The organism is Blastococcus sp. SYSU DS1024, from assembly GCF_054050795.1.
Genome location: NZ_JBJHAA010000045.1, coordinates 1 through 2974, shown reverse-complemented (window position 1 = coordinate 2974; position 2974 = coordinate 1). Strand labels below are relative to the sequence as shown.

The following is a 2974-nucleotide window of genomic DNA, read 5'->3' as shown; positions in this document are numbered from 1 at the left end:
GCTGACACTCGCGATATCAATCAACCAAAGGAATCCCTGCCACAACCACAAGAGCCATGGCACGGGGTATTACTTGGCACTGACTTTCGGCACGCTGTTGAGTTCTCAAGGAGCGGACGCGCAAGAAGTAGACCCTCGCGGGCTTCGTCCCTGGCTGGATGTCCAACTCTACGCCGGTTTCCAGTGACCCGCTACCCGGGCCCCGGTCCGGCGGCCCTTCCGGGCCGCGCGGCGCATGGAGAACCATACACGACTTCTCCGGCCCGCGCGCAAGCCCCCGCACAGCGGTCCGCGTCACACCCGTGCGGCCGCGCGCCCCCACCAGCGCCGGGGCGCGCGGGGAGTACCGGGCGGGCGTGCCTCAGAGGCCCAGGAAGCTCTCGATGCCCACCGTCAGGCCAGGGCGCCGGCCGATCTCCCGGACGGCGAGGAGCACACCCGGCATGAACGAGGCGCGGTCGTACGAGTCGTGCCGCAGGGTCAGGGACTCCCCCGCCGCCCCGAGGAGCACCTCCTGGTGCGCCACGAGCCCGGCGAGCCGGACCGCGTGCACGCGCACCCCCTCGACGTCGGTGCCGCGCGCCCCCGGGAGCTCGTCGGTCGTCGCGTCGGGGACGGGGGCCATCCCGGCCGCCCGGCGGGCCGACGCCACCAGACGGGCGGTGCGCACCGCCGTCCCCGAGGGGGCGTCCACCTTGTCGGGGTGGTGCAGCTCGACGACCTCCACGGACGGGAAGAAGCGGGCCGCCTCCTGGGCGAAGCGCATGAGCAGGATCGCCCCGATGCCGAAGTTGGGGGCGATGACCACGCCCACCTCCGGCTTGGGCTCCAGCCACTCGGCGACGGTGGCCAGGCGGGCCTCGTCGAAGCCGGTCGTGCCCACGACGCAGTGGATGTTGTTGTCGATGCAGAACCGGATGTTGTCCATCACCACGTCGGGACGGGTGAAGTCGACGACGACCTGCGCTCCGGCGTCGGCCACGTTGAACAGCCACTCGCCGTCGTCGACCATGGCCACGAGCTCGAGGTCGTCGGCCTGGTTCACCGCCTTGACCACCTCGGTGCCCATCCGCCCGCGCGCACCGAGCACCCCCACCGGGATCAGCGACGAGTCGCGGTCGGGAGAGCCGGGCTGGAGGTCGGACGCGCTCGTGGTCACCCGGTCAGGTTTCCCGGCCGACGGCCACGACGCAAGACAGCCCCCCGGATCAGCGTGCCCGGCGGGCGCGCCAGCCCCAGAGCGCCAGGCCGACCGCGACGCCGGCCAGATCGGCGGCGCCGTCCGCCACCGAGGCGGAACGGCCCAGCGGGGCGATCCCCTGGACCAGCTCGCTGACGACGGCGTAGGCGACCAGCCCCGCGGCCAGCCGCGGCGTCCCCACCCCGGCCCACCGGCCCGTGGCCGCGAGCACGGCGAACAGCGCCAGGTGCACCGCCTTGTCCGTCCCGGGCGGCGCGGTGGGCACGCCCGAGGCGGGCAGGAACAGGACCACCAGGGACGCCACCAGCACCAGGCCGAACGCCACCCGGGGCAGTGCCTGCCCTCCGTCGCGCACGTCAGAGCCGGTCGAGGTCGGACTCACGGTAGGGGCCGACCACGGCCAGGCAGGTCTCCTGGCCGAACAGCTCGGCCGCCATCGAGCGGACCTGTCCCTCGTCGACGGCCTCGATGCGGGCCAGCACGTCGCGGACCGGCACGTACTCGCCGTAGGAGAGCTCGCTCTTGCCGAGCCGGCTCATCCGGGAGCCGGTGTCCTCGAGCCCGAGCACCAACCCACCCTTGAGCTGGCCCCGGGCCCGGGCGACCTCTTCGGCGGTGAGCCCGTCGACCGCCACCCGGCCGAGCTCCTCGCGGATCAGCCGCAGCACCTCGGGCACCCGCTTCTTCGAGCAGCCGGCGTAGACGGAGAACGCCCCCGCGCCGGCGTAGTGGGTGAGCGCCGAACCGACGCTGTACACCAGGCCCCGCTTCTCGCGGATCTCCTGGAACAGCCGCGAGCTCATCCCACCACCGACGGCGGCGTCGAGGACGGCCGCCACGTAGCGGCGCTCGTCCTGCCGACCCATCGCGGGCGTGCCGAGCAGCAGGTGCGTCTGCTCGGTCCGCCGGGAAATCAGACCGGTGGCCCGCGCCGGCCGCTCGAGGTCCAGGTCGCCGGTGCGCAGGGGGGCCGGGCGACCGCCGCCGGAGAGCCGGTCGCCGAAGGCCGCCGTCACGAGGTCGAGCACCTGCTGGTGCTCCACCCGCCCGGCCGCGGTGACGACGATCGAGGGCACGGCGTAGCGCGACCGGTACCAACCGTCGACGTCGTCCCGCGTCAGCCCCTCGATGGACTCGACGGTGCCGAGCACCGAGCGGCCCAGGGAGGTGTCGCCGTACAGCACCTCGGCGAACAGGTCGTGCACCGCGTCGGAGGGCTCGTCGTCGCGCATGGCGATCTCCTCGAGCACCACCGTCCGCTCCGACTCGAGGTCCGCGGCGGTGTTGGTGGCGTCGGTGACCAGGTCGGCCAGCAGCGTCACCGCGAGCGGCAGGTCGCTGGCGAGCACGTTCGCGTAGTAGCAGGTGTGCTCCTTGGCGGTGAACGCGTTCATCTCACCGCCGACCGCGTCCATGGCCGTCGCGATCTCCAGCGCGCCGCGTGACGTCGTCCCCTTGAAGAGCAGGTGCTCGAGGAAGTGCGACGAGCCGGCGACGGCCGGGGTCTCGTCCCGCGAGCCGACGCCCACCCAGATGCCGAGCGTCGCCGACAGCACCCCCGGCATGCTCTCGGTGAGCACCCGCAGGCCCCCGGGGAGCTCGGTGCGTTCCACCCGGCCCCCGACCTCGTCGAGGTCGAGCAGCGCGGTCGTCCCGACGGGAACCGGGGGGGGTGCGTCAGCACCCGCCCCGGCCCCGATCAGATCAGTCGTGGGGACTCCCCCGCCCGGGGTGCGTCGGCCGGGGGCTCGGCGGGGGTGTCGGGACCCGCCG

4 protein-coding genes are annotated in these 2974 nt (G+C 73.4%); 1 reads left to right on the top strand and 3 read right to left on the bottom strand.

Translation table 11 applies throughout. The features are described 5' to 3' along the window. Positions 1-187, top strand: a 187-nt coding sequence (locus ACI79S_RS20725; RefSeq protein ID WP_456595329.1) for a hypothetical protein, incomplete at its 5' end; no start/stop codon positions are given. Between the two features lie 174 nt (positions 188-361). Here ACI79S_RS20725 and dapB read toward each other — a convergent pair. Genes dapB through ACI79S_RS20710 form a run of 3 tightly spaced genes read right to left on the bottom strand, consistent with a single transcriptional unit; the run spans position 362 to position 2814 of the window. After that, on the bottom strand, positions 362-1159 hold the full coding sequence (gene dapB, locus ACI79S_RS20720) for a 4-hydroxy-tetrahydrodipicolinate reductase (protein WP_456595328.1): 798 nt from the start codon (positions 1157-1159) through the stop codon (positions 362-364). Between the two features lie 49 nt (positions 1160-1208). Next, complete coding sequence (locus ACI79S_RS20715; RefSeq protein ID WP_456595327.1) at positions 1209-1556, bottom strand: VanZ family protein; 348 nt, start codon at positions 1554-1556, stop codon at positions 1209-1211. A gap of 1 nt (position 1557) precedes the next feature. After that, the gene (locus tag ACI79S_RS20710) at positions 1558-2814 is read right to left on the bottom strand and encodes a M16 family metallopeptidase (RefSeq protein ID WP_456595326.1); all 1257 of its coding nucleotides are present in this window, start codon (positions 2812-2814) and stop codon (positions 1558-1560) included. Positions 2815-2974: the final 160 nt, after the last annotated feature.